Source organism: Streptomyces sp. NPDC020597, from assembly GCF_044335095.1.
Classification (GTDB): domain Bacteria; phylum Actinomycetota; class Actinomycetes; order Streptomycetales; family Streptomycetaceae; genus Streptomyces.
In genome coordinates this window covers 1-21,388 of sequence record NZ_JBIRUL010000025.1, presented here as the reverse complement: position 1 = coordinate 21,388, position 21,388 = coordinate 1, and the positions used below count along the sequence as shown (strand labels likewise).

Here is a 21,388-nt window from a genome sequence, read left to right as displayed (position 1 = left end):
GTTCAGACGTACCGCTCCAGGATCGAGGACTCGGCCAGTCGGGACAGGCCCTCGCGGACGCTGCGGGCCCGCGCCTCGCCCACGCCGTCCACCGTCTGGAGGTCGTCGACGCTCGCGGCCAGCAGCTTCTGCAGGCTGCTGAAGTGCTCCACGAGACGGTCGATGATCGCCCCCGGGAGGCGCGGCACCTTCGCCAGCAGGCGGAAGCCGCGCGGGGAGACAGCGGAGTCCAGTGCCTCGGGGGAGCCGGTGTAGCCGAGGGCGCGGGCGACCGTGGACAGCTCCAGGAGCTCGGCGTGGGTGAGCGCGTCCAGTTCGTGCAGCGCCTCGTCGACCGTGCGGGAACGCTTGGCCGTCGGCTCGGGGACGTAGTCACGGACCACCAGTTCGCGCTCCGGCTCCACGCCCGCGATCAACTCGTCGAGCTGGAGGGCGAGCAGTCGCCCGTCCGTGCCCAGTTCGACCACGTATTCGGCGATTTCGGTGGCGATGCGGCGCACCATCTCCAGTCGCTGGGCGACCGCGGAGACGTCCCGGACCGTCACCAGGTCCTCGATCTCCAGCGCTGACAACGTTCCCGCGACCTCGTCGAGGCGGAGTTTGTAGCGCTCCAGGGTGGCCAGCGCCTGGTTCGCGCGGGACAGGATCGCCGCCGAGTCCTCCAGGACCCGGCGCTGACCGTCGACGTACAGGGCGATCAGGCGCATGGACTGCGAGACCGAGACGACCGGGAAGCCGACCTGCTTGCTGACCCGGTCCGCAGTGCGGTGGCGGGTGCCGGTCTCCTCCGTGGGGATCATGGGGTCGGGCACCAGCTGGACGCCGGCCCGGAGGATCTTCGACAGGTCGGAGGAGACCACGATGCCGCCGTCGAGCTTGCACAGCTCACGCAGACGCGTGGCCGCGAACTCCACGTTCAGGACGAACCCGCCCGTACACATCGCCTCGACCGTCTTGTCGGAGCCCAGCACGATCAGCCCGCCGGTGTTGCCGCGGAGGATCCTCTCCAGGCCGTCGCGCAGGGCCGTGCCGGGGGCCACCGCGCTCAGCGCGGCGCGCATCAGGCCGTCGGCACCGGAACTCCCACCGGACTTTCCGGGAGCTGCCGCCCGGTCGTTGGCTGCCACTGCACTCCTCCGGTCACTGGGGTCTGAGGCGTCCCCGTTTCGCGCACTCGTTCGTACGGACGGGCGAGACCAGGGCAAAGTCTACCGGCGGTCCTCCGCGTCCTGTGGGGCCTCTCGGCGACGGGAGCGCGGCAGGACCCGCAGGGCGTCCCCCATGTCCGCCACTTCCAGGACCTTCATGCCCGCCGGGATCTTGCCGGGATCGCCCGGTACGAGCGCGTGCGTGAAGCCCAGACGGTGGGCCTCGGCGAGCCTGCGCTGCACGCCCGTGACCCGTCTGACCTCGCCCGCGAGGCCCACCTCGCCGATCGCGACCAGGTTCTTGGGCAGCGGGGTGTCACTGGCGGCGGACGCCAGGGCGAGGGCGATGGCCAGGTCCGCGGCGGGCTCCGAGAGCTTCACGCCGCCGACCGTCGCCGAGTAGATGTCCCGCTTGCCGAGTGCGCTGATCCGGCCGCGCTGCTCGAGGACGGCCAGCATCATCGAGACGCGCGAGGTCTCCAGGCCGGACGTCGTGCGGCGGGGGGAGGGGATCTGGGAGTCGACGGTGAGCGCCTGCACCTCGGCGACCAGCGGCCGGCGGCCCTCCAGGGTGACCGTCAGGCAGGTGCCCGGGACCGGTTCGTCACGACGGGTCAGGAAAAGTCCGCTCGGGTCGGCAAGGCCCGTGATGCCCTCGTCGTGCAGTTCGAAGCAGCCGACCTCGTCGGTCGCGCCGTAGCGGTTCTTGACGCCGCGCACCAGGCGCAGCCGCGCGTGCCGGTCGCCCTCGAAGCTCAGGACGACGTCGACCAGGTGCTCCAGAAGACGCGGACCCGCGATGGCGCCGTCCTTGGTGACGTGTCCCACCAGCAGCGTGGACATGCCGCGTTCCTTCGAGGCGCGGATCAGGGCGCCCGCGACCTCGCGGACCTGGGCCATGCCGCCGGGCGCACCGTCGATCTCCGGGGAGGCCACGGTCTGCACCGAGTCCACGATCAGCAGGGACGGCTTGACGGCGTCCAAGTGACCGAGGACGGCCGCCAGATCGGTCTCCGCCGCGAGGTAGAGGTGGTCGTCGATGGCGCCGATGCGGTCGGCGCGCATCCGGACCTGTGACGCCGACTCCTCACCGGTGACGTACAGGGTGCGGTGCTCGTCGCTCGCCGACTTGGCGGCCACGTCCAGCAGCAGCGTCGACTTGCCGACGCCCGGCTCGCCCGCGAGGAGCACGACCGCGCCGGGCACGAGCCCGCCGCCGAGGACGCGGTCCAGCTCGGGCACGCCGGTGGGGCGGGCGGTGGCCTGCCGCCCGTCGACCTGCCCGATGGGCACGGCGGAGGTGGTGACGCGCCCCGGCGCCGTGGTGCGGACCGCGGGCGCGCCGTACTCCTCGACCGTGCCCCAGGCCTGGCACTCGGGGCAGCGGCCGAGCCACTTGGCCGTCTGCCAGCCGCACTCCGTGCAGCGGTAGGACGGACGGTCCTTGGTGGTCTTCGTACGGGCAGCCATGGGGAAACCGTATCCGCCCGCACCGACAGCCGGACGTGCCTGTGGACGAAGGGGGCGCGAAACACCGGCGCCCCCTGTGAATCAGCCACGTCCCCTCACGAACGAGCCACGCGACCCCCCGGGGCGGTCCCCTTTTGAGGGATCGTTTCACCCGTACGAATTAAAAGGGCTCAAGGGGCGGGAAGACCTGGTTCCGTGCCGCCTACGGTCGCACGGGTGATGAGCAGCAGCCCGGAAACCCCGACCCGCACGACCGGCGCGCACCGGGCGCGCCGGGAGGCGCGCGACGGCGCTGCGGCGCGCACGCTCGCGCAGCGGCCGCCCACGCCCTACGAGCCCTACCTGGACGGCCTGTTCACCTACTGCCTGTCCGTTCTGTGCGACCACGAGGTGGCCGTCGCGGCCCTCGCCGACGCGCTGGCGTTCGCCGAGCGGCGCGGTCAGCGCGGACCGCACGCCGAGGGCGACCGCCGGGCATGGCTCTACGCGCTGGCCCGCTGGGCCTGTCTGCGCAGGCTCGCCGAGGCCAGGCAGCATCACCGGAGCGCCCACGCGGCGCACCGTGAGGGCCGCCGGCGGCAACCGGGACCGCAACCGGCGACCGCCGCCCCGTCCGGGCCGACACCGTCCGGCCGTTCCGCCACGGCCGCCGCCGCGCAGGACCCCGACCAGGAGCGGCAAAGCCGCGAGCTGTCCCGGCTGGCCTGGCCGGAGGCCGCCGGCACCACCCCGGAACAGCGCGAGGCGCTCGAACTCGCCGTGCGCCACCAGCTCGCCGTCCACGAGGTCGCAGCCGTCCTCGGCAAGGACCTCGCCGCCGCCCGCGAACTGCTCGCCACGGCCGCCTGCGAGGTGGAACGCACGCGTGCGGCCCTCGCCGTGGTCGAGACCGGCGGCTGCCCCGGCGTCGCGCGACTGACCGGCGGGAACCAGTTCGTGCTCAACGCCGCGCTGCGCCGTGAACTCGTCCGGCACGTCGACGACTGCCCGCACTGCCGCAGGGACGCCGGACGCGCCGTCCCCGGTCGCTGGCCCGGCGCCGGCGTCACCCCCGCCGAGCTGCCCGTCCTGGAAGCGCCCCGCGCGCGGCTGCACGGCGCCATGAACCACCTTCCGCGCGCACGGCGGACCACAGCGCCGCGCTACGACCGGCGCGGCTTCCCGATGGACCCCAAGGACCACGCCGCCCGCCGGGAGCGGCTGCGCGCGCGTGCCGTCACGACGACCGTCGTCGCCACCGTCGTCGCCGCTCCCGTGCTCGCCCTGTGGGCGGCCTACCGGGGAACGCCCACGGGGGAGGGCGCCGAAGGGCGCTCGGTCGGCGTCAGCGAGGCGCACGACTCCGACACCCTGGACGGTGGGGCGGGAGGTTACGAGAACGCCGGGAACGTCAGCACCAGCCCCCGCAGCGACCGCGCGAAGGGCGACGACCCGGACGTGTCCGTGGAGGTCGTCAGCGTCACGGGACGGGGGGAGAGCACCGCCGGGCGGATCTCCGTGACGGCCGTCACCCACGGCGGCACCACCCTCGTCACTCTGACCGCGGACGCCGCCGCGGACGGTCCCGTCCGGTGGTCGGCCGTCACCGCGGCGCCCTGGCTGTACCTGAGCCGGTCCGCGGGCGTCCTGCGGCCCGGGGAGTCGGTGACGGTGAAGGTGTTCGTGGATCACCTGCGCGAGCCGGCCGGGCCGTGGCACGCACGCGTGGCCGTCGCCCCGGCGGGCGCCGTCGTCTCGATCGAGGGCTACGGCACCGCCCCCGGCCCGTCCGGCCCCGGGAAGGGTCCGGGTCACGGCCACGGCCACGGTCCGGGAAACGGCCCCGGTCCCGGCCACGGCGACCCGCCCCCGGCCACGGACCCCGACCCCACGCCGACGACGCCGGCCGAGCCGGATCCGACGCCCACCGACCCGCCCTCCGGCTCCAACCCGGACCCCGCCCCCGACGACCCGACCCCGACCGATCCGGAGAGCCCGCCGCCGGCGACCGGCGACGGCGAACCGCCGGGCCCGGCGACGTCCTGAGCCGCGCCCGTCATGCCTTCGCCCCTGCGTTCCCCGCCGCCCGCGTCGTCGCCCACCGTGCCGCCCACGGTCTCGGTCGCCCCGCGGCACGTCCCCGACGCGTCGAGGGCGCCCGGCCCGGCGGAGAAGCGCCGCGGGCGCCCTGCCCGTCCTGCGCGTGCGGGACGCTCAGCCCGTCCGGCGTGCCGGGTCCACCGGGTCAGCCGGGTGCGGGGCGAGGAGCGGGAGCTGCCCGGCGAGGCGTTCCTCGCACAGTTCGACCAGGCGGTCGTAGCCGGCCTTGCCCATCAGCTCGGTCAGCTCCGGCCGGTAGGAGACGTACACCGGGTCGCCCGCCCCGTGCGCCGAGGTCGCCGACGTGCACCACCAGTGCAGGTCGTGGCCGCCGGGGCCCCAGCCCCGCCGGTCGTACTCGCCGATCGACACCTGCAGCACGCGCGTGTCGTCGGGCAGGTCGATCCAGTCGTACGTCCGCCGCACCGGAAGCTGCCAGCAGACGTCCGGCTTGGTCTCCAGCGGTTCGCGGCCCTCCTTGAGGGCCAGGATGTGCAGCGAGCAGCCCGCGCCGCCCGCGAAGCCCGGACGGTTCTGGAAGATGCACGAGCCGTTGAACGGACGGGTCTGGCGCGAGCCCTCGTCGTCCTCCGCGACCCAGCCGTCCCGAGTGCCCTCGGCGTGGTGCTGCCAGATGTCGGGAGTGAGCCTCGCCACATGTCCGGCGACGCGCTTCTCGTCGTCCTCGTCGGAGAAGTGGGCGCCCAGCGTGCAGCACCCGTCGTCCGCGCGGCCCGCCTGGATGCCCTGGCAGCCGCTGCCGAAGACGCAGTTCCAACGAGAGGTCAGCCATGTCAGATCGCAGCGGAACACCTGCTCGTCGTCCGCCGGATCCGGAAACTCCACCCACGCGCGCGCGAAGTCGAGCCCCTTCTCGTCCGCTGCCAGGGTCGTTTCCAGGGCCTTCTTCGCCTTCTTGGGCGCCGTCACCGCGTCAGCCCGCGAAGACCCGCCGGTTGATTTGTCGGTCTTCGCCTTTTTCGTCTTTGGCACGCGTCCAGGGTAAGTCGCCGGAAGCCGCTTCGGGGACGGCCGACGGCCTCACGGGCAGTAGCGTGCCCTACATGAGACTCGGTGTCCTCGACGTGGGATCGAACACGGTGCATCTGCTGGTGGTGGACGCCCACCCCGGCGCGCGGCCGCTTCCCGCGCACTCGCACAAGGCGGAACTGCGCCTCGCCCAACTCCTCGACGGGGACGGGGCGATCGGCGACGACGGCATAGACCGGCTGATCACGGTCGTCCACGAGGCCCTGCAGGCCGCCGAGGACAAGGGCGTCGAGGACCTGCTGCCGTTCGCGACCTCCGCGGTGCGCGAGGCCACCAACGCCGACGACGTCCTCGCGCGCGTGCATGCCGAGACCGGCGTGGAGCTCCAGGTCCTCACCGGTGCCGAGGAGGCCCGGCTCACCTTCCTCGCCGCCCGCCGCTGGTTCGGCTGGTCGGCGGGTAAACTGCTCGTCCTGGACATCGGGGGCGGCTCCCTGGAGATCGCGTACGGCATGGACGAGGAGCCCGACGCGGCCGCGTCCCTGCCCCTGGGCGCCGGCCGCCTCACCGCGGGCTGGCTTCCCGGCGACCTGCCCGACCCCGAGGACATACGCGCCCTGCGCCGTCACGCCCGGGCGCAGATCGCCCGCACGGTCGGCGAGTTCAGCCGGTTCGGCGCCCCCGACCGCGTCGTCGGCACGTCGAAGACGTTCAAGCAGCTCGCCCGTATCGCGGGGGCCGCCCGCTCCACCGACGGCCTCTACACGCAGCGTGAGCTCAAGCGGGAGTCCCTGGAGTCCTGGGTGCCCCGCCTCGCCGGCATGACGACGGCCCAGCGCGCCGAGCTCCCGGGCGTGTCCGAGGGCCGGGCCAACCAGCTTCTCGCCGGCGCGCTGGTGGCCGAGGGCGCGATGGACCTCTTCGGCGTGGAGACGCTGGAGATCTGCCCCTGGGCGCTCCGGGAGGGCGTGATCCTCCGCAAGCTGGATCACATGGTGTCCACCTGACGCAGGAGCGGGGCCTCCCTCACGCGGGGCCCCGGCACGGAGCGCACGCCCCCTTCCTCACGTGGGGGTGCGCGACCGCCGGCGCGCACCCCCCGCGCGCACGGCCCCGGCGCCCGTGCCCGCCCGTGGGGAACACCACAACGGCGATCGGGCGCGCGGTCCCACCCGACCGCACCCCGTAACCTGTCCCCCATGGCAGAGCCAGTCGTACGGATCCCGGATGCGAAGGTCGCCCTGTCGACGGCCTCGGTGTACCCGGAGTCGACGGCGACGGCCTTCGAGATCGCCGCGCGCCTCGGGTACGACGGCGTCGAGGTCATGGTCTGGAACGACCCCGTCAGCCAGGACATCGACGCGCTGCGCAGGCTCAGCGACCACCACCGCATCCCGATTCTCGCCGTTCACGCCCCCTGCCTGCTGATCACGCAGCGGGTGTGGTCGACCGACCCGTGGACGAAGCTCCAGCGGGCCCGCGCGGCGGCGGAGAGGCTCGGCGCGAGCACCGTCGTCGTCCATCCGCCGTTCCGCTGGCAGCGTCAGTACGCGCGCGACTTCGTCACCGGCATCTGGCGGATGGCCGACGAGACGGACGTGCGGTTCGCCGTCGAGAACATGTACCCGTGGCGCTACCGCGACCGCGAGATGCTCGCCTACGCGCCCGACTGGGACGTCACGAAGGACGACTACCGGCACTTCACCATCGACCTCAGCCACGCCTCGACGGCCCGCGCGGACGCGATGCAGATGGTCGACCGCATGGCCGACCGGCTGGGCCATGTCCACCTCGCCGACGGAAACGGTTCGGCGAAGGACGAGCACCTCGTTCCCGGGCGCGGCTCCCAGCCCTGCGCCGAGCTGCTGGAACGGCTCGCGCAGCGCGGCTTCGACGGGCACGTCGTCATCGAGGTCAACACTCGGCGCGCGATGTCCGGCGCCGAACGGGAGGCCGACCTGGCGGAGGCCCTCGCCTTCACCCGCCTGCACCTGGCCTCGGCCTCCTCGCCGGGCGCGCTCTCCGCGCCCGTGTCGCCCTCGGCGCCCCGCAGGCCGTCCCCGGCCGCCTCCCCGGCCGCCTCGTCCCCGCCGGACCCGCCGGACCCGCCGGGGCCGACGGGGCCGACGGGGCCGTCCTCGGCGGAGTCGTCGTCCGACGACGGCTCCCGGGGGCCCGCGATGCCGTCCTCGAGGTCCTCCTCGAGGTCCTCATCGCCGAAGTCCCCGGCCGGGTTCCGGCGTCCGAAGGCCCGCCGCCGATGACCGGCGTCACGGCCCGCCGACGGGGCCGCCCCCCGCGCGCGGAGTCGGCGGACACCCGGGACCGCATCCTGGCGGCCGCCCGTGAGGAGTTCTCCGAGCGGGGCTACGAGAAGACGTCCGTGCGCGGCATCGCGAAGGCGGCCGGCGTCGACCCGGCCCTCGTGCACCACTACTTCGGCACCAAGGAGCAGGTCTTCGAGGCCTCGATCGAGGTGGCCTTCGCGCCCGCGCTCAACGCGCCGGAGGCGATCGCCGACGGGCCCCTGGACCAGGTCGGCGAGCGGCTCGCCCGCTTCGTCCTCGGCGTCTGGGAGAACCCGGCCACCCGCAAGCCCCTGCTGGCGATCGTGCGCTCGGCCGTGAACAACGACACCGCGGCCGCCGTCTTCCGGCGCCTCGTCTCCTCGCAGCTGCTGCGCCGGGTCGCCGCCCAGCTCGACCTGCCGGACGCCGAGCTGCGCGCCGAACTCGCGGCGGCACAACTGGTCGGCTGCGCGATGCTGCGCTACGTCATCAAGGTGGAGCCGCTGGCCTCGGCGGATCTGGAGCAGATCGTCGCGCGCGTGGCGCCGGTCGTGCAGGGCCATCTGACCGGACCGTGAGCCACGCCCGGCGGGTGAGACATTCGTCCCGGTATACGGACACATTGTCCGCCCTCTGGATGACCGGCGTACGCTCGTCTGCAGTCAGAAGTCTCTGATCGCAGTCTCTGAAGGAGCGAGCGACGATGCCCGAGCTGAGGTCCCGCACAGTCACCCACGGCCGCAACATGGCGGGCGCCCGCGCCCTTATGCGCGCCTCCGGTGTACCCGGTGCGGACATCGGCCGGAAGCCGATCATCGCGGTGGCCAACAGCTTCACCGAGTTCGTGCCCGGCCACACCCACCTGCAGCCGGTCGGCCGGATCGTCAGCGACGCCGTCCGCGAGGCCGGCGGCATCCCGCGCGAGTTCAACACGATCGCCGTCGACGACGGCATCGCGATGGGCCACGGCGGCATGCTCTACAGCCTGCCCTCCCGCGACCTGATCGCGGACAGCGTGGAGTACATGGTCGAGGCGCACTGCGCCGACGCCCTGATCTGCATCTCCAACTGCGACAAGATCACCCCGGGCATGCTGAACGCGGCCCTGCGCCTGAACATCCCGACGGTCTTCGTCTCCGGCGGCCCCATGGAGTCCGGCCGCGCCACGCTCGTCGACGGCACGGTCCGCACGCTCGACCTGGTCGACGCGATCTCCGACGCCGTCAACGACAAGATCTCGGACGAGGACATCCTCCGCATCGAGGAGAACGCCTGTCCGACCTGCGGCAGCTGTTCCGGCATGTTCACCGCCAACTCGATGAACTGCCTGACCGAGGCCATCGGTCTCTCCCTCCCGGGCAACGGCTCGGTCCTCGCCACGCACACCGCCCGCAGGGCGCTGTACGAGGACGCGGGCCGCACGGTCATGGACATCACCCGCCGCTACTACGAGCAGGACGACGAGACGGTCCTGCCCCGCAACATCGCCACCATCGCGGCCTTCGAGAACGCGATGGCCCTCGACATCGCGATGGGCGGCTCGACCAACACGATCCTGCACCTCCTCGCCGCCGCCCAGGAGGCGGGCGTCCCGTTCGGCCTGGAGGAGATCAACGAGGTCTCGCGGCGCGTGCCCTGCCTGGCCAAGGTCGCGCCGAACGTCGCGAAGAACCGCACGTACTACATGGAGGACGTGCACCGGGCCGGCGGCATCCCCGCCCTGCTCGGCGAACTGCACCGCGCCGGCCTGCTCAACGAGGACGTGCACTCGGTCCACAGCCCGTCCCTGGCGGACTGGCTGAAGACCTGGGACGTCCGGGGCGGATCCCCCTCGCCCGAGGCCGTCGAACTGTGGCACGCGGCTCCCGGCTGCGTCCGCTCCGCCGAGGCCTTCTCCCAGTCCGAGCGCTGGGAGGCGCTGGACGAGGACGCCGAGGGCGGCTGCATCCGCTCCGCCGAGCACGCCTACAGCAAGGACGGCGGCCTCGCCGTGCTGCGCGGCAACCTCGCCGTCGACGGCTGCGTGGTCAAGACGGCCGGCGTCGACGAGTCGATCTGGACCTTCGAGGGCCCGGCGGTCGTCTGCGAGTCGCAGGAGGAGGCCGTCGAGAAGATCCTCAACAAGCAGGTGACGGACGGCGACGTCGTCGTCATCCGCTACGAGGGCCCCAAGGGCGGCCCGGGCATGCAGGAGATGCTCTACCCGACGTCCTTCCTCAAGGGCCGCGGCCTCGGCAAGACCTGCGCCCTGATCACCGACGGCCGCTTCTCCGGCGGCACCTCCGGCCTGTCCATCGGCCACGCGTCCCCCGAGGCGGCCTCCGGCGGCGCCATCGCGCTCGTCGAGGACGGCGACCGCATCCGCATCGACATCCCGAACCGCACCATCGAGCTCCTCGTGGACGACGCCGAGCTCGCCCGGCGCGAGGCGGCCCTCGGGGGCGTCTACGCCCCGAAGAACCGTGAGCGCAAGGTGTCCGCCGCGCTGCGGGCCTACGCCGCGATGGCGACGAGCGCCGACAAGGGCGCAGTGCGGGACGTGTCGAAGCTGGGCTGAGGCCCTGAGGCCCTGAGGCCCTGAGGCCCTGAAGCACCGACGCCCTGAAGCACCGACGCCCTGAGGGCCGTCTCCGCCGGTATTCCGTGCGGGGGCGGCCCTCGGCGCGTGCCGGCCGCGGCTACCAGTCCTGCGGCGCCCGCCCGTCGACCGTGAAGACGGTTCCGTCGGGCGCGCCGGCGTAGACGCGGCCGTCGACCGCCACGGGCGCGGGCAGCGAGGCCACCACCTTGTCCGACTCGGCCCCGAGCCGCAGTCGCGTCTGCCCGACGAGCCTGCCCCGGTCGGCGTCCACCGCGAGGAGACGTCCGTCGGCGGCGCCGAAGTACACGTGCTCGCCGTCGGCGGAGGGCGCCGACCCCCGGCTGACCGCCGTCTGCAGGGACCACAGCTCCTTCCCCGCGACCGTGTCGACGGCCGTCAGCGTCCCGTCGAAGGCCAGCAGGTAGACCCGGTCGGCGTGCACGGTGGCGCGCACCCCCTGGAGGGCGACGCCCAGGCCGGTCCGCCGCGGTGCGGCGTCCCCCGGGCGGTAGCGGAGCACGGCGTCCACGTCGCCGTACGCACTGCCCTCGGACAGCAGGACGAGACCGTCGCCGGCGGCGCCCGCGGGGGCGACCTTCCCGTCGAACCGCTTTTCCCAGCGCACCTTCCCGGTCGCCGGGTCCACGGCCGTGACCCGGGTGTGCCGCCCGTCGTCCGACGTGCTCGACGCGTACGCCAGCGGGTGCGCGTCCTGCGCGAACGACTCGAAGTACGGTTCGCTCAGTCCCGGGATCCGCCGGTTCCACGCCGTCCTGCCCGTCGCCGCGTCCACGCCGGTGACCGTGGCGTCGGTCGCCGTCAGCAGCAGCATGCCGCCGACGGTGCGGACGCCCGGGTACGGCGTCAGGTCCCGCTGCCAGCGCGGCACGCCCGACGCCGGGTCGAGCGCCTCCATCCGCCGGCCCGCGTGCGTGACCACCAGCGCCAGTCCGCCGGCGAGCGTCGGCGCCTCGACCGATCCGTCACCCTCGGGAACCGCCCGCCGCCACAGCACGCGCCCGTCGGACGCGTCCAGCGCGGACACCTGCCCGGACTGCGCGCACACCAGCAGTCGCGTGCCGTACACGCACTGCGGCAGTCCGCCCGCGCCGCCGTGCGCGACCTCGCCGCCGCCCTTCACGGGCCGCACGCTCCAGTCGGCGAGGGCGGGCGACGAGGGATGCGCGCCGCCCGTGGCACCTCGTCCGTCCCGGCCGGCGTCGCCGTCCCCGAGCATCCGCGCCGCCCCGAGCGCGCCGCCGCAGAGGACGACGGCCAGCGCGCCGGCCGCGAGCGCCCTGCGCCTGCGCCGCCCCCGCGGCTTCCCGCCCTCGCCCGCCCCGGGCTCCCGGTCGCCGGCGGCAGCGCCTTCCGTTGCGACATCGCTTTCCGTTGCGCTACCGGCTTCCGCCGCGGGCCCGGCGGCCGGCCCGGGCTCCGGCTCCTCGAGAGCCCGCTGCGGCGGTGTGAACACCTGCGTGTCGTAGGAGGCGGCCACCGTCCGCAGTTCGCGCATGAGTTCGTCGGGGGTGGGCCGGTCCTCCGGCTCCTTCGCGAGGCAACGCGTCACCAGCGGCGCGAGGTTGTCCGGCACGCCGGTCAGGTCCGGCTCGTCGTGGACGACCTGGTAGGCGACGACGTACGGGCTGTCGGAGTCGAACGGCCCGCGTCCCGTCGCCGCGTGCACCATCACGGAGCCGAGCGCGAAGACGTCGGCGGCGGACCCGACCTCCCGCGGACGCCGGAACTGCTCCGGCGCCATGAACGGCGGCGTGCCGATCAACTTGCCCGTCTCGGTGCGAAGTTCGCTGTCCTTCGGGCGGGAGATGCCGAAGTCGATCACCTTCGGACCGTCCTCGGCGAGCAGCACGTTGCTCGGCTTCAGATCCCGGTGCACGACGCCCACCCGGTGGATGTCCCGCAGCGCCTCCGCGAGGCCGGCCATCAGCCGCCGCAACTCACCGGCGTTCATGGGCCCGTTCCGCTTCACCTGCTCGGCGATGGTCGAGCCGGGGATGAACAGGGTTGCCATCCAAGGCCGTTCGGCCTCCGGGTCCGCGTCGACGACGGGCGCGGTGAACGCCCCGCTCACCCGGCGGGCGGCCGCCACCTCCTGCCGGAACCGCCCCCTGAACTCGGGATCGCGGGCGAACCGGGCGTGCACGACCTTGACCGCGACCTTCATGCCGGAGGTGCTGCGGGCCAGATGCACCACGCCCATGCCGCCGGAACCCAGGCACTCCTCGAGACGGTAGTGACCTGCGTACTCCGGAAGTTCCGCTTCCGCGCCCGCTCCGGTGTTGCGCTGTGGCGTCATGGACCACCCCCGTGCTGTTCATCCGCTCATCCGCGCGCGCGCCGCACGGAGCCTAGTCGATGACTCGTACGGCGCAGAGGCGGCTTGCTAGCCTCCGCGTACGAATTCCGTACGTGTGTTTCATGAGCGGTTTCGGGGGAATCAACGGGACCCCATGGCAGTCATGGGGTGCAACGGGGGAGGTTTCACATGTCTGTCGAACGCGTGGAAGAGACCGGGAACAGCGAAGCGGCGCAAGCCGTCACCGCGACCGCGACCGCCGCGCTCACCTACTATCCGGTCGCGCCGGGCGTCCGGCTGAACGTACGCAGCGGCCCCGGCACCGGCTACTCGGTCGTGCGGGTGCTGGCCGAGGGCGTGAAGGTCCCCGTGTTCTGCCAGAGCCCGGGCACGTCGGTCTCCGGCCCGTACGGCACCACGAACATCTGGGACAACATCGCCGACGGCCAGTTCGTCTCGGACGCGTACGTGCGGACCGGCAGCGACGGCTACATCGCACCGCGCTGCTCCTGATCGAGGAGGCGGACTCCGGGCGGGGTCAGCGGTCGGGGGCCGAGGGTCGGGAGCCGGTGATCGCGGGCGGGGTCGCGATCCGCGACGGCTCACCGACCCTCGGCCCCCGCGTCTCCGGCCCCCGCGTCTCCGGCCCCCGGGTCTCCGGCCCCCGGGTCTCCGGTCCCCGGGTCTCCGGTCCCCGGGTCTCCGGTCCCCGGGTCTCCGGTCCCCGGGTCCCCGGGTCTCCGGTCCCCGGGTGTCTCCGGCCCCTGGGCGCCGCGCCCCCGGGCTGGCGGCCCACGAGCACTCCCCGGCCGGACGAACCGCGAACACCCGCCCGGCCGGCCCTGCGCGGGCCCCACCCGTAGGACCGTCCGCACGCGGAGCCATAATCGTGCCGTGAGCGACGAAAACGGCACCCCGGACAGCCCGGCGCAATCCCCGCGCGCCGCCGAGGTCTCCCCGGGCGCCCCGACCGGCCCGGCGGGAGACCCTGCCGGCACCGGCCCCCGCCCCGAGCCCCTCCGGTTCTTCGGCACCACCTGGCTCAACCACGACGGCGGCCCGCGGGGCTACGCGGTCCGGCGCGGCGCGGTCGCCCTCGGCTCACTGCTCGCCGTCGTGGTCTCGTGCCTCGTCCTGCGCTTCGCCTACCAGGGCATCGCGATCGCCGGCCTGGGCGGCTTCGTGACCGTCCTGGTCGTCGTGATGTTCGCGGTGTGCAGCGCGCTCGCCTTCCGGCACACCTGGGACGGCTTCGCCAAGCGTCCCGACCCCGACCGTCAGGCGTCCCTGCGCGGACTGCTGGCGGTGGGCTTCGTCGGCTCGCTGCTCGCGTACTTCTTCCGCGCCCTCACCGAGGCGCCCGGCGAGAGGCTCCACCGCGAGGAGTACGAGGCGGCCCGTCTGCGGCACGAAAGCCGCACGAAGCGCCGCACCGGCAACCCCTCGAAGAAGCGCCGCCGCCGCTGAGCCGCCCCGAGCAGGGCCAGGGGTCCTGTTCCGCTCCCCGCCCGCCCCGGCCACCATGGCCCCATGACGGCTTCCACTCCCGCCCCCTCCCACGCGGCCCGAGCCCGGTCCTTCGATGCCGCCGCGGCCCAGTACGCCGCGAACCGGCCCTCCTACCCGGACGCCCTCTTCGACGTGATCGAGGACCTCGCCGGCCGCCGCCTCACCGGCGCGCGGACAGCGGACGTCGGGGCCGGCACCGGCCTGTCGACCGCGCGCCTGCACGCCCGCGGCGCTGACGTCCTCGCCGTCGAACCCGGGGACGGCATGGCCGCGCAGCTGCGCCTGGCGCTTCCCGGCGTGCCGGTCGTCCGCGGCGACGGCAACCGCCTCCCGCTGGCCCGCTCCTGCGTCGACTTCCTCACCTACGCCCAGTCCTGGCACTGGACCGACCCGGCGCGCTCGGTCCCGGAAGCGCTGCGGGTGCTGCGTCCGGGCGGCGCGCTGGCGCTGTGGTGGAACACCGACGCCCTCGACGTGCCCTGGCTCGCGGAGGCGGCGGAACGCCTGGGACGCCACTTCGGGCAGAACACCGGCGCCGGCAACAAGAACGTGGACGTCCGTGTCGTCGACCCCGAGGGCCGCCTCGACCTGGTCCATCGCACGGTCCGCTGGAGCCGCCGGGTCCCCGTGGACACCCATCTGGCCAACATCGGCAGCCATTCGATCTTCCTGGTCCACGGCGCGGAGGCAGCCGCCGCCTACCTCGCCGAGGAACGCGACCACCTGATACGGACCTTCCCCGACGGCATCGTCGAAGAGGTCTACGACGTCGTCCTGCTGCTCGCGATCAAGCCCTGACCCGAGCCGTCCTCCCCTCCACCCTTCGCCCCTCCGTTCCTCTCCTCTCCTCTCCTCTCCTGCTCCCCGCCCGACCGTGCGCGGCGGCCCCACCTGCGGGGCCGCCGCGCACGCATGTGCAGCCCCGGCATCCGCTCCGAGGCCCTGCCTCCGCTCCGCCCCGTCCGCTCCCGCACCGCACCTTGACGGCGCCCTGCTCCGCGAGCATTATTCATCACATGATGAATTCCAAGGGATCCGGCGCCCGTCCGCCCGACGCACCCGCCGTACGCGCCGAAGGCCTGACCGTGGTCCGGGGGCCGCGCACCGTCCTGCGCGCCCTCGACTTCACCGTCCCCCGCGGCCAGATCACCGGTCTGCTCGGGCCCTCCGGATGCGGCAAGTCGACTCTGATGCGCTCGATCGTCGGCACCCAGGCCAAGGTCGCCGGGACCCTCGACGTGCTGGGCCGCCCCGCAGGCCACGCCAACCTGCGCACCCGCATCGGCTACGTCACCCAGGCGCCGTCGGTCTACGACGACCTGACGATCCGCCAGAACCTGGACTACTTCGCCGCGATCCTCGACCCGGGCCGAGCGGCAGCGGACCGCCGCTGGGAGAACGTCACCCGCGCTATCGCGGACGTGGACCTCACCACCCACGCCGACGCCCTCGCCGGCAACCTCTCCGGCGGTCAGCGCAACCGCGTCTCCCTGGCCGTCGCCCTGCTGGGCGCCCCGGAACTCCTGGTCCTCGACGAACCGACCGTCGGCCTGGACCCGGTCCTGCGCCGCGACCTGTGGAACCTCTTCCACGACATCGCCGCGACCCGCGGCGCGACCCTCCTCATCTCCTCCCACGTCATGGACGAGGCCGAGCGCTGCCACCGCCTGCTCCTGATGCGCGAGGGCGAGATCCTCGCCGACGCGACCCCCGACGACCTGCGCACCCGCACCGGGGCGGACACGGTCGAGTCGGCTTTCCTGCACCTCGTGGACGCAGCGACGGAAGCGGCCCGCACCAAGGAGACCACCCGATGACCACCACGACGACCCCCGACATCCCCGGCACCCCCGACGCCCCGACGCCCGTCCGTGCGCCCGCCCCGACCGGCGCCCTGAACGCCTCCCGGACCACCGCCACCGCCGCCCGCGTCCTGCGCCAGCTGCGCCACGACCCCCGCACCATCGCGCTGATGATCCTCATCCCCTGCGTGATGCTGTTCCTGCTCCGGTACGTCTTCGACGGCAGCCCCCGCACCTTCGACAACGTCGGCGCGTCCCTGCTGGGCATCTTCCCGCTGATCACGATGTTCCTGGTCACGTCCATCGCCACCCTGCGCGAACGCACCTCGGGCACCCTCGAACGCCTCCTCGCGATGCCCCTCGGCAAGGGCGACCTCATCGCCGGCTACGCCCTGGCCTTCGGAGCCCTCGCGATCGTCCAGTCGGCCCTCGCCACCGGCCTGGCCGTCTGGTTCCTCGACCTGGACGTCACCGGCAGCCCCTGGCTGCTCCTCCTGGTCGCGCTGCTCGACGCCCTCCTCGGCACCGCCCTCGGCCTCTTCGTCTCGGCCTTCGCGGCCTCCGAGTTCCAGGCCGTCCAGTTCATGCCCGCGGTGATCTTCCCCCAGCTGCTCCTCTGCGGCCTCTTCGCCCCCCGCGACACCATGCACCCGGCCCTGGAGACCCTCTCGGACGTCCTCCCCATGTCGTACGCGGTCGACGGCATGAACGAGGTCCTCACCCACACCGACATGACGGCCACCTTCGTACGGGACGTCGTCATCGTCGGCGGCTGCGCCCTCCTGGTCCTCTGCCTGGGCGCAGCGACCCTCCGCCGCCGCACGCCATGACCCCCCTGCCAGCCCGTCGGGCGCTCGAGGACGAGGCCCGTCCAGGGCCGAACCGGGGTCTGGGGGCAGCTCCCCAGGGACGGGACGGGAAGGGGCGGCGGGGGCGAAAACCCCCGTCCGCCCACCGGACGCGCCGACCGCCCCACCACCCCCGATGCGAGGATGACCCCGGACGAAGACGGCATCACCGCGGCGCGCACGCCCACGACGCACCCCTCCGGAGGACCCCCCAGCCATGACCCAGAAAGTCGCAGTCCTCGGCACCGGCAAGATCGGCGAAGCCCTCCTCAGCGGCATGATCCGCGGCGGCTGGCCCCCCGCCGACCTCCTCGTCACCGCCCGCCGTCCCGAGCGCGCCGAAGAACTCCGCACCCGCTACGGAGTCACCCCGGTCACCAACGCCGAGGCCGCCAAGAGCGCCGACACCCTCATCCTCACGGTGAAGCCGCAGGACATGGGCGCCCTCCTGGCCGAACTCGCCGACCACGTCCCGGCCGACCGCCTGGTCATCAGCGGAGCGGCCGGCATCCCCACCTCCTTCTTCGAGGAGCGCCTCGCCCCCGGAACGCCCGTCGTCCGCGTCATGACGAACACGCCCGCCCTCGTCGACGAGGCCATGTCCGTCATCTCGGCCGGCACCCACGCCACCGCCGGCCACCTCGCCCACACCGAGGAGATCTTCGGCGCCGTCGGCAAGACGCTCCGCGTCCCGGAGTCCCAGCAGGACGCCTGCACCGCGCTCTCCGGCTCCGGCCCGGCCTACTTCTTCTACCTGGTCGAAGCCATGACGGACGCCGGCATCCTGCTCGGCCTGCCTCGCGACAAGGCCCACGACCTGATCGTCCAGTCCGCGATCGGCGCCGCCACGATGCTCCGCGACAGCGGCGAACACCCCGTCAAGCTCCGCGAGAACGTCACCTCCCCCGCCGGCACCACCATCAACGCGATCCGCGAACTCGAGAACCACGGCGTACGGGCCGCGCTCATCGCCGCCCTGGAAGCCGCCCGCGACCGCAGCCGCGCACTGGCCTCCGGCAAGAAGGACTGACTCCCCGAGAACGGCCGCCCAGGGGGAGGGCGAAGCGGCGGCCCGGCGTTCACCCGCCGGCCGCCCCCACGATCTCCTTCGTGGTCACCACGCGCGCGAACCCGCCCCCGTGCAGCGACACCGCCGAGGCCTGCGCCAGCTCCTCGGCGCTCCGCCGCCAGCCGAACGGCCCCTCCAGACCGAACGTGTACGTCGCGTCGTACGCGAACAGCACGTCGTACCCGAGGTTCCCGCCCATCCGCGCCGTCGTCTCCGCGCACATGTTGGTCTGGATCCCGGCGACCACGATCTGCTCGATCCCCTGAGCCGTCAGCCAGGCCCCCAGATCAGGCGTCCCGAGGAACGCCGAGTTCACGGTCTTCGTGACGAGCAGCTCGGGTCCCGCACCCCGCCCCCTTCTCTCCTCCACGTACTCCTTGAAGTCGTTGCCCTGATATCCCGCCCGCAACGGCGACCGCGGCCCCGACGAGTCGTGCCGCACGAACACGACCGGCCGCCCCGAGGCCTGCCAGACGTCGATGAGGGCGGCGATGTTGTCGTCCGCCCCCGGATTGTTGCGCTCGCCCCAGAACCCGAGCTCCTCGAAGCCCTTCTGCACGTCCACGACCACCAGCGCTGCGTTCTCTGCGATGTCCATGCCCACGATCCTGCCGCCGCCCCGGGACACGCCCCAGAGGCACAGAAGTCATCGATCGATGGTTTACTGCCAGCCATGAAGAAGCCCGCCCACCGGGTCGCCCTCGTCGCGTTCCCCGGCATCCGCGCCTTCGACGTCTCCGTCATCAACGAGGTCTGGGGAACCGACCGCACCGACCGCGGCGCCCCGGCCTTCGAACTCCGCCGCGTCGCCGTCGACCCCACGACGCCCGTCCCGATGCGCGGCGGGCTGGCTCTCTTCCCGGACCGCCCCCTGTCCTGGCTCTCCCGCGCCGATCTGGTCCTCGTCCCCGGTCTGGACGACCACCTCACCCCGGCGCCCGCACCCGTTCTCGACGCCCTCCAGCGCGCCCACGCGCGCGGCACCACCCTCGCGGCCCTCTGCGGCGGCGCCTTCACCCTCGCCCAGGCCGGCCTCCTGGACGGCCGCCGAGCGATCACCCACTGGAACCTCGTCGACCTCCTCCGCACCCACCACCCCCGGGTCGACGTCGTCCCCGACGCCCTCTTCATCGAGGACGACAACATCTGGACCGCCGCCGGCACGGCAGCCGGAATCGACCTCTGCCTCCATCTGGTCCGCCGCTCCCACGGCGCGGAAGCGGCCGCCACCATCGCCCGCTCGATGGTCACCGCCCCCTTCCGCACCGGCACCCAGGCCCAGTTCATCGAGCACCCCACGCCCCGTGCGGACCGGGACGCCGACGCCCTCGCCACCGTGCGCGAACACGCCCTGCGCCGGCTGCACGAACCACTCACCGTCGCCGAGCTCGCCGCGCACGCGGGCATGTCCCCGCGCAGCTTCGCCCGTCACTTCACCGCCGAGACCGGGGCAACCCCGCTGCGCTGGCTCCTCGACCAGCGGATCGCCGCCGCCCAACGACTGCTCGAGCGCACGGACCTCGCCATGCCCGAGGTCGCCCGGCGCGCCGGCTTCGGCAGCGAGGTCACGATGCGCCAGCACTTCGCATCACGCCTCGCCACCAGCCCCCGTGCCTACCGGGCCGCGTTCAACGCCGCCTCCGCCGCGGACGCCGTCGCCGACTCCGCCGTGATCCCGGACCGCGCATCCGCCGCCGGTTCCGTCAGCGGCGCAAGCAGCCCGATCGCGCGATAGGCGCGGTCCACGACCGGCCGGGCCATGTCCCGCGCCTTCTCGGCCCCGTCCCGCAGCACTCTCTCCACGTACACCGGGTCGGCGCACAGCTCCCGGTGCCTGGCCTGCAGCGGTTCCAGGACCGCCACCACCGCGTCGGCGGCGTCCTTCTTCAGAGCGCCGTACGACGTGTACCCGGCGCTCATCGCCTCCGGATCACCGCCGGTGCACGCGGCGAGGATCTCCAGCAGGTTCGCGACCCCGGGCCGCCCCGCCCGGTCGTACACGACCTCCCGCCCGCTGTCGGTGACGGCCCGCGTCATCTTCCTGCGCACCACCTCCGGCTCGTCCAGCAGATAGACGATGCCGGGCCCGAAGTCGTCGCTCTTGCCCATCTTGGACGCAGGCTCCTGCAGGTTCATCACCCGCGCCGCGACCGCGGGCAGCGTCGCCTTCGGCACCACGAAGGTGTGCCCGTACCGCTGGTTGAACCGCACCGCCAGGTCCCGCGCCAGCTCCACATGCTGCGCCTGGTCGTCCCCGACCGGCACCTCATGAGTCCCGTAGGCCAGGATGTCCGCCGCCATCAGTACGGGATACGTCAGCAGCGACAGCCGCACACTGCCCCCGCGCTCCCGCTCCCGCGCGGCCTTCTCCTTGTACTGGATCATCCGCCGCATCTCGCCGTCGGTGGCCACGCACTCCAGCAGGTACGACAGCCGTGCATGCTCGTCCACATGACTCTGGACGAAGACGGTGCACAGCTGCGGATCGAGTCCCGAGGCCAGCAGCAGCGTGGCCGCCTGCCGGCTCAGCCGTCGCACCCGCGCCGGATCATGGTCGACGGTCAGCGCGTGCAGGTCGACGACGCAGAACAGGGAGTCGGCCCGGTGCTGATCGACCTCGGCCCACTGCCGCAGCGCGCCCAGGTAGTTCCCCAGCGTCAGATGCCCGGTCGGCTTGACTCCGCTGAAGACCCGCTCCATCTCTCCACCTCCTGGTCGAGACCGCCGTCCCGGCCGGCCCCCGGGTTCTGGTGGGAGAAACGAGAACGGCCGCCGGAGCGGCGGCCGTTGAGTGCATACGTGAACACGGCCGCCTGTCAGGCGGCCCACCACAGCTGGGTGCACGTACGCGTAGTCATGGGAGCCAGACTACGCCTCCGGGGTGTTCCCGGGACATCAGTTGACACACCCCGACGTGAAACGTAGTGTTCTCCGAGTTGTCCGACGTGAGCGCCGACCCCGGTCGGTCCCCGGACAGCCATTCCGCAGGTACCAACCAACCACTCGACAACAGTCGACTCGTCTGCTGTCGCGTTCATTGGCGTGCGTATTCGCGAAATGAGGAATCCGCGTTCGAAAGGACGCAGGCCCCGATTGGCTTCGGAGGCAGGGAATCCGCTAAAGTCTCACTCGTCGGAACGGCCCAACAGCCGGGAAGGCAACTCCCGCTGACCGGGAATCAGAACCGAAAGGGTCTGGTAGAGTCGGAACCGCCGGAAAGGGAAACCGCGAGATAAGCGGGGAACCTGGAAAGCACCGAGGAAATCGGATCGGGAAACGGTCTGATA

The 21,388-nt window shown here is 73.1% G+C and carries 17 protein-coding genes and 1 pseudogene; 12 read left to right on the top strand and 6 right to left on the bottom strand.

Annotation, left to right across the window (positions count from 1 at the left end):
- Positions 1-2 precede the first annotated feature (2 nt).
- Together disA and radA are read right to left on the bottom strand one after the other, a co-directional pair.
- A complete protein-coding gene (disA, locus tag ACH4ZA_RS31280; protein WP_319281047.1) occupies positions 3-1,127 on the bottom strand; it encodes a DNA integrity scanning diadenylate cyclase DisA in 1,125 nt (374 codons plus the stop codon).
- Positions 1,128-1,208: 81 nt separating this feature from the next.
- Positions 1,209-2,618, bottom strand: a complete 1,410-nt coding sequence (radA, locus tag ACH4ZA_RS31275; protein WP_319281049.1) for a DNA repair protein RadA — start codon at positions 2,616-2,618, stop codon at positions 1,209-1,211.
- Positions 2,619-2,837: 219 nt separating this feature from the next.
- Between radA and ACH4ZA_RS31270 the strand changes: the two genes are divergently transcribed.
- Positions 2,838-4,643: an RNA polymerase sigma factor gene (locus tag ACH4ZA_RS31270; protein WP_398432642.1), complete on the top strand. Its 1,806-nt coding sequence runs from the start codon at positions 2,838-2,840 to the stop codon at positions 4,641-4,643.
- A gap of 168 nt (positions 4,644-4,811) precedes the next feature.
- On the opposite strand, the gene ACH4ZA_RS31265 is transcribed toward ACH4ZA_RS31270, so the two are convergent.
- Positions 4,812-5,690 (bottom strand): hypothetical protein, encoded by an 879-nt coding sequence (locus tag ACH4ZA_RS31265; RefSeq protein ID WP_398432641.1) that lies wholly within the window; start codon positions 5,688-5,690, stop codon positions 4,812-4,814.
- A gap of 71 nt (positions 5,691-5,761) precedes the next feature.
- Here ACH4ZA_RS31265 and ACH4ZA_RS31260 point away from each other — a divergent pair, with 71 nt between their 5' ends.
- The 4 genes from ACH4ZA_RS31260 to ilvD all read left to right on the top strand — a co-directional run bounded on the left by ACH4ZA_RS31260 (position 5,762) and on the right by ilvD (position 10,532).
- Positions 5,762-6,694 (top strand): Ppx/GppA phosphatase family protein, encoded by a 933-nt coding sequence (locus ACH4ZA_RS31260; protein ID WP_319281052.1) that lies wholly within the window; start codon positions 5,762-5,764, stop codon positions 6,692-6,694.
- 192 nt (positions 6,695-6,886) lie between these two features.
- The gene (locus ACH4ZA_RS31255; protein ID WP_398432640.1) at positions 6,887-7,951 is read left to right on the top strand and encodes a sugar phosphate isomerase/epimerase family protein; all 1,065 of its coding nucleotides are present in this window, start codon (positions 6,887-6,889) and stop codon (positions 7,949-7,951) included.
- The gene (locus tag ACH4ZA_RS31250) at positions 7,948-8,553 is read left to right on the top strand and encodes a TetR family transcriptional regulator (protein WP_319281056.1); all 606 of its coding nucleotides are present in this window, start codon (positions 7,948-7,950) and stop codon (positions 8,551-8,553) included. The genes ACH4ZA_RS31255 and ACH4ZA_RS31250 overlap by 4 nt, the downstream gene beginning before the upstream one ends.
- 125 nt (positions 8,554-8,678) lie before the next feature.
- Entirely contained in the window at positions 8,679-10,532 is a 1,854-nt protein-coding gene (ilvD, locus tag ACH4ZA_RS31245) for a dihydroxy-acid dehydratase (RefSeq protein WP_398432639.1), read from the top strand.
- 121 nt (positions 10,533-10,653) lie between these two features.
- Here the strand turns inward: ilvD and ACH4ZA_RS31240 are convergent, their stop codons facing one another.
- Positions 10,654-12,873 (bottom strand): PQQ-binding-like beta-propeller repeat protein, encoded by a 2,220-nt coding sequence (locus ACH4ZA_RS31240; protein ID WP_398432638.1) that lies wholly within the window; start codon positions 12,871-12,873, stop codon positions 10,654-10,656.
- Between the two features lie 189 nt (positions 12,874-13,062).
- Between ACH4ZA_RS31240 and ACH4ZA_RS31235 the strand changes: the two genes are divergently transcribed.
- From ACH4ZA_RS31235 to proC, 6 genes are all read left to right on the top strand, one after another.
- Positions 13,063-13,386 carry an SH3 domain-containing protein gene (locus tag ACH4ZA_RS31235; RefSeq protein WP_319282356.1) on the top strand — a complete coding sequence of 108 codons (324 nt, stop codon included), beginning with the start codon at positions 13,063-13,065 and terminating at the stop codon, positions 13,384-13,386.
- 381 nt (positions 13,387-13,767) lie between these two features.
- Entirely contained in the window at positions 13,768-14,340 is a 573-nt protein-coding gene (locus ACH4ZA_RS31230) for an EamA/RhaT family transporter (protein WP_319282353.1), read from the top strand.
- Between the two features lie 63 nt (positions 14,341-14,403).
- Complete coding sequence (locus ACH4ZA_RS31225; RefSeq protein ID WP_319282350.1) at positions 14,404-15,180, top strand: class I SAM-dependent methyltransferase; 777 nt, start codon at positions 14,404-14,406, stop codon at positions 15,178-15,180.
- Positions 15,181-15,398: 218 nt separating this feature from the next.
- Positions 15,399-16,199 (top strand): ABC transporter ATP-binding protein, encoded by an 801-nt coding sequence (locus ACH4ZA_RS31220; RefSeq protein ID WP_398432637.1) that lies wholly within the window; start codon positions 15,399-15,401, stop codon positions 16,197-16,199.
- The gene (locus ACH4ZA_RS31215) at positions 16,196-17,014 is read left to right on the top strand and encodes an ABC transporter permease (RefSeq protein WP_319282346.1); all 819 of its coding nucleotides are present in this window, start codon (positions 16,196-16,198) and stop codon (positions 17,012-17,014) included. The genes ACH4ZA_RS31220 and ACH4ZA_RS31215 overlap by 4 nt, the downstream gene beginning before the upstream one ends.
- 235 nt (positions 17,015-17,249) lie before the next feature.
- Positions 17,250-18,062: a pyrroline-5-carboxylate reductase gene (gene proC, locus ACH4ZA_RS31210; protein ID WP_319282345.1), complete on the top strand. Its 813-nt coding sequence runs from the start codon at positions 17,250-17,252 to the stop codon at positions 18,060-18,062.
- A 49-nt stretch (positions 18,063-18,111) separates the two neighbouring features.
- On the opposite strand, the gene ACH4ZA_RS31205 is transcribed toward proC, so the two are convergent.
- A complete protein-coding gene (locus ACH4ZA_RS31205) occupies positions 18,112-18,699 on the bottom strand; it encodes a cysteine hydrolase family protein (protein WP_319282343.1) in 588 nt (195 codons plus the stop codon).
- 75 nt (positions 18,700-18,774) lie between these two features.
- On the opposite strand from ACH4ZA_RS31205, the pseudogene ACH4ZA_RS31200 reads away from it, so the two are divergent.
- A pseudogene (locus ACH4ZA_RS31200) lies at positions 18,775-19,761 on the top strand (GlxA family transcriptional regulator); the annotation flags it as partial.
- Here ACH4ZA_RS31200 and trpS read toward each other — a convergent pair.
- Positions 19,716-20,801, bottom strand: coding sequence for a tryptophan--tRNA ligase (trpS, locus tag ACH4ZA_RS31195; RefSeq protein ID WP_398432636.1), 1,086 nt, complete (start codon positions 20,799-20,801; stop codon positions 19,716-19,718). The pseudogene ACH4ZA_RS31200 and the gene trpS sit on opposite strands and share 46 nt — an antisense overlap.
- Positions 20,802-21,388 lie beyond the last annotated feature (587 nt).

Bases quoted from the DNA above. Each gene is read 5' to 3' on its own strand.
- radA (WP_319281049.1), bottom strand. From the start codon at position 2,618: ATGGCTGCCCGTACGAAGACCACCAAGGACCGTCCGTCCTACCGCTGC.
- ACH4ZA_RS31270 (WP_398432642.1), top strand. From the start codon at position 2,838: ATGAGCAGCAGCCCGGAAACCCCGACCCGCACGACCGGCGCGCACCGG.
- ACH4ZA_RS31260 (WP_319281052.1), top strand. From the start codon at position 5,762: ATGAGACTCGGTGTCCTCGACGTGGGATCGAACACGGTGCATCTGCTG.
- ACH4ZA_RS31255 (WP_398432640.1), top strand. From the start codon at position 6,887: ATGGCAGAGCCAGTCGTACGGATCCCGGATGCGAAGGTCGCCCTGTCG.
- ACH4ZA_RS31250 (WP_319281056.1), top strand. From the start codon at position 7,948: ATGACCGGCGTCACGGCCCGCCGACGGGGCCGCCCCCCGCGCGCGGAG.
- ilvD (WP_398432639.1), top strand. From the start codon at position 8,679: ATGCCCGAGCTGAGGTCCCGCACAGTCACCCACGGCCGCAACATGGCG.
- ACH4ZA_RS31240 (WP_398432638.1), bottom strand. From the start codon at position 12,873: ATGACGCCACAGCGCAACACCGGAGCGGGCGCGGAAGCGGAACTTCCG.
- ACH4ZA_RS31235 (WP_319282356.1), top strand. From the start codon at position 13,063: ATGTCTGTCGAACGCGTGGAAGAGACCGGGAACAGCGAAGCGGCGCAA.
- ACH4ZA_RS31225 (WP_319282350.1), top strand. From the start codon at position 14,404: ATGACGGCTTCCACTCCCGCCCCCTCCCACGCGGCCCGAGCCCGGTCC.
- ACH4ZA_RS31220 (WP_398432637.1), top strand. From the start codon at position 15,399: ATGATGAATTCCAAGGGATCCGGCGCCCGTCCGCCCGACGCACCCGCC.
- ACH4ZA_RS31215 (WP_319282346.1), top strand. From the start codon at position 16,196: ATGACCACCACGACGACCCCCGACATCCCCGGCACCCCCGACGCCCCG.
- proC (WP_319282345.1), top strand. From the start codon at position 17,250: ATGACCCAGAAAGTCGCAGTCCTCGGCACCGGCAAGATCGGCGAAGCC.
- ACH4ZA_RS31205 (WP_319282343.1), bottom strand. From the start codon at position 18,699: ATGGACATCGCAGAGAACGCAGCGCTGGTGGTCGTGGACGTGCAGAAG.
- trpS (WP_398432636.1), bottom strand. From the start codon at position 20,801: ATGGAGCGGGTCTTCAGCGGAGTCAAGCCGACCGGGCATCTGACGCTG.